Origin of the sequence: Pseudomonas sp. GM24, from assembly GCF_000282235.1 — a bacterium.
In the GTDB taxonomy this organism is placed as follows: Bacteria; Pseudomonadota; Gammaproteobacteria; order Pseudomonadales; family Pseudomonadaceae; genus Aquipseudomonas.
Genome location: NZ_AKJR01000243.1, coordinates 1 through 2,842, shown reverse-complemented (window position 1 = coordinate 2,842; position 2,842 = coordinate 1). Strand labels below are relative to the sequence as shown.

Annotated in this window: 2 protein-coding genes; both read left to right on the top strand. The window is 61.0% G+C overall.

The window, feature by feature from the left end; all coding sequences use genetic code 11:
* The first annotated feature begins 121 nt into the window (after positions 1–121).
* A complete protein-coding gene (locus PMI23_RS25095) occupies positions 122–1,489 on the top strand; it encodes an NAD(P)-dependent oxidoreductase (protein WP_007918796.1) in 1,368 nt (455 codons plus the stop codon).
* On the top strand, positions 1,490–2,764 hold the full coding sequence (preA, locus tag PMI23_RS25090) for an NAD-dependent dihydropyrimidine dehydrogenase subunit PreA (protein ID WP_007918798.1): 1,275 nt from the start codon (positions 1,490–1,492) through the stop codon (positions 2,762–2,764). It abuts the gene before it with no gap.
* Positions 2,765–2,842: the final 78 nt, after the last annotated feature.

Here is a 2,842-nt window from a genome sequence, read left to right as displayed (position 1 = left end):
GTGACGCTCCGCGTCACTGGACGCGGAGCGTCCCTAGAGGCATTCCCACGCAGAGCGTGGGAACGATCAAACCACTGCCCATCAGAGGCAGAGAACCTCAATAACCGTGAGGCACAAACCCGTGATCGAGACCCTGAACCATCTCCCCCACCCGCACGAAAGCGCGGCCGCCCTCGCCGGGCATTTCACCGATCTGGCGCCACCGCTCAACGATCGGCAGGCGCATCTGGAAGCCTCGCGCTGCCTGTACTGCTACGACGCACCGTGCGTGAATGCGTGCCCGAGCGAGATCGACATCCCGTCGTTCATCCGCAATATCCACCAGGACAACGTCCCCGGCGCGGCGCAGAAAATCCTCTCGGCTAACATCCTCGGTGGCAGTTGCGCACGAGTCTGTCCGACCGAAATCCTTTGCCAACAAGCCTGCGTGCGCAACAACGCCCACGAATGCGCGCCAGTGTTGATCGGCCTGCTGCAACGCTATGCCGTCGACAACGCACACTTCACCGAACACCCGTTCCAGCGCGCCGCCACCACCGGCAAGCGCATCGCCGTGGTCGGTGCCGGACCGGCCGGTTTGTCCTGCGCCCACCGCAGTGCCATGCACGGCCACGACGTGGTGATTTTCGAAGCACGGGAGAAGGCTGGCGGCCTCAATGAATACGGAATCGCCAAGTACAAACTGGTTGACGATTACGCGCAGAAGGAACTGGATTTCCTCCTGCAGATCGGTGGTATCGAGATTCGTCACGGGCACAAGCTCGGCGAGAATCTGACCCTGAGTGAACTGCATCAGCAGTTCGACGCGGTGTTCCTTGGCCTCGGCCTCAACGCCAGCAAACAACTCGGCCTGCCTCACGAAGATGCCCCGGGTCTGCTCGCCGCCACCGATTACATTCGCGAACTGCGTCAGGCCGATGACCTTACGCAACTGCCACTGGCCGAACGCTGCATCGTTCTCGGCGCTGGCAACACGGCAATCGACATGGCCGTGCAAATGGCTCGGCTCGGTGCTCGTGATGTGAATCTGGTGTATCGGCGTGGCGCGGCGGATATGGGCGCCACCGACCATGAGCAAGACATCGCCAAAGCCAATCAGGTACGCCTGCTGACCTGGGCGCAACCGGAAGAGGTACTGCTCGACGCTCAGGGCCATGTGCGCGGCATGCGTTTCGCCCGCACCGATCTGGTCGAAGGACGCCTGCAAACCACCGGCGAAACTTTCGAGTTGGCTGCTGACGCGATCTTCAAAGCCATCGGCCAAGCGTTCGATGGCAGCGCCCTCGCCGACCCGCTAGCCCGCGAACTCAAGCGCCAGGGCGAGCGCATTCAGGTCGATGAAAACCTGCGCACCAGCATCCCCGGCGTGTATGCCGGCGGCGATTGCACCAGCCTCGATCAAGACCTCACCGTGCAAGCCGTGCAGCACGGCAAACTCGCCGCCGAGGCGATCAACGCTCAACTGATGCTTAACGTGGAGGCTGCGTAAATGGCCGATCTGTCGATTGTCTTCGCTGGCATCAAAGCGCCGAATCCGTTCTGGCTGGCCTCCGCGCCACCGACTGACAAGGCTTACAACGTGGTCCGCGCGTTTGAAGCGGGCTGGGGTGGCGTGGTCTGGAAAACCCTCGGTGAGGATCCGGCGGCGGTCAACGTGTCGTCGCGTTATTCGGCGCACTACGGCAATAACCGTGAAGTGCTCGGCATCAACAATATCGAGCTGATCACCGACCGTTCGCTGGAAATCAACCTGCGCGAAATCACTCAGGTGAAGAAGGACTGGCCGGATCGCGCACTGATCGTTTCGCTGATGGTGCCGTGCGTCGAGGAGTCGTGGAAACACATCCTGCCGCTGGTCGAAGCTACGGGCGCTGACGGCATCGAGCTGAATTTCGGCTGCCCGCACGGCATGCCCGAACGTGGCATGGGCGCGGCGGTCGGTCAGGTGCCGGAGTACGTTGAGCAAGTCACACGCTGGTGCAAGACCTATTGCTCGCTGCCGGTGATCGTCAAACTGACGCCGAACATCACCGACATCCGCGTCGCCGCTCGCGCGGCCCATCGCGGTGGTGCGGACGCGGTGTCGCTGATCAATACGATCAACTCGATCACCAGCGTCGACCTGGAACACATGGTCGCCCTGCCCACCGTCGGCAGCAAAAGCACGCATGGCGGTTATTGCGGCTCAGCGGTGAAGCCGATTGCGCTGAACATGGTCGCCGAGATTGCCCGCGATCCAGAAACCCAAGGCTTGCCGATCTGCGGCATTGGCGGCATCGGCAGTTGGCGTGATGCGGCGGAATTCATGGCGCTGGGCAGCGGCGCAGTGCAGGTGTGCACGGCGGCGATGCTGCATGGTTTCCGCATTGTCGAGGAGATGAAGGACGGGCTGTCGCGGTGGATGGACAGTCAGGGCTACGCCAACATTGCCGAGTTTTCCGGGCGTGCGGTGGGCAATACCACGGACTGGAAGTACCTCGACATCAACTATCAGGTGATTGCCAAGATTGATCAGGAGGCGTGCATTGGTTGCGGGCGTTGCCATATTGCTTGTGAGGACACTTCACACCAGGCGATCGGTAGTCTGAAGCAAGCGGACGGCACGCATAAATATGAAGTGATTGATGAGGAGTGTGTGGGTTGTAACTTGTGCCAGATCACTTGCCCGGTGGCGGATTGCATCGAGATGGTGCCGATGGAGACTGGCAAGCCGTTTCTGGACTGGAATCATGATCCGCGGAATCCGTATCACGTTGCGGTCTAGCCCCTCACCCTAACCCTCTCCCAAAGGGAGAGGGGACTGATTGGGGGATATTTTAGAAATCCACCGACGTGAACGATT

Coding starts and splice junctions, on each gene's coding strand:
- preA (WP_007918798.1), top strand. CDS start 1,490: ATGGCCGATCTGTCGATTGTCTTCGCTGGCATCAAAGCGCCGAATCCG.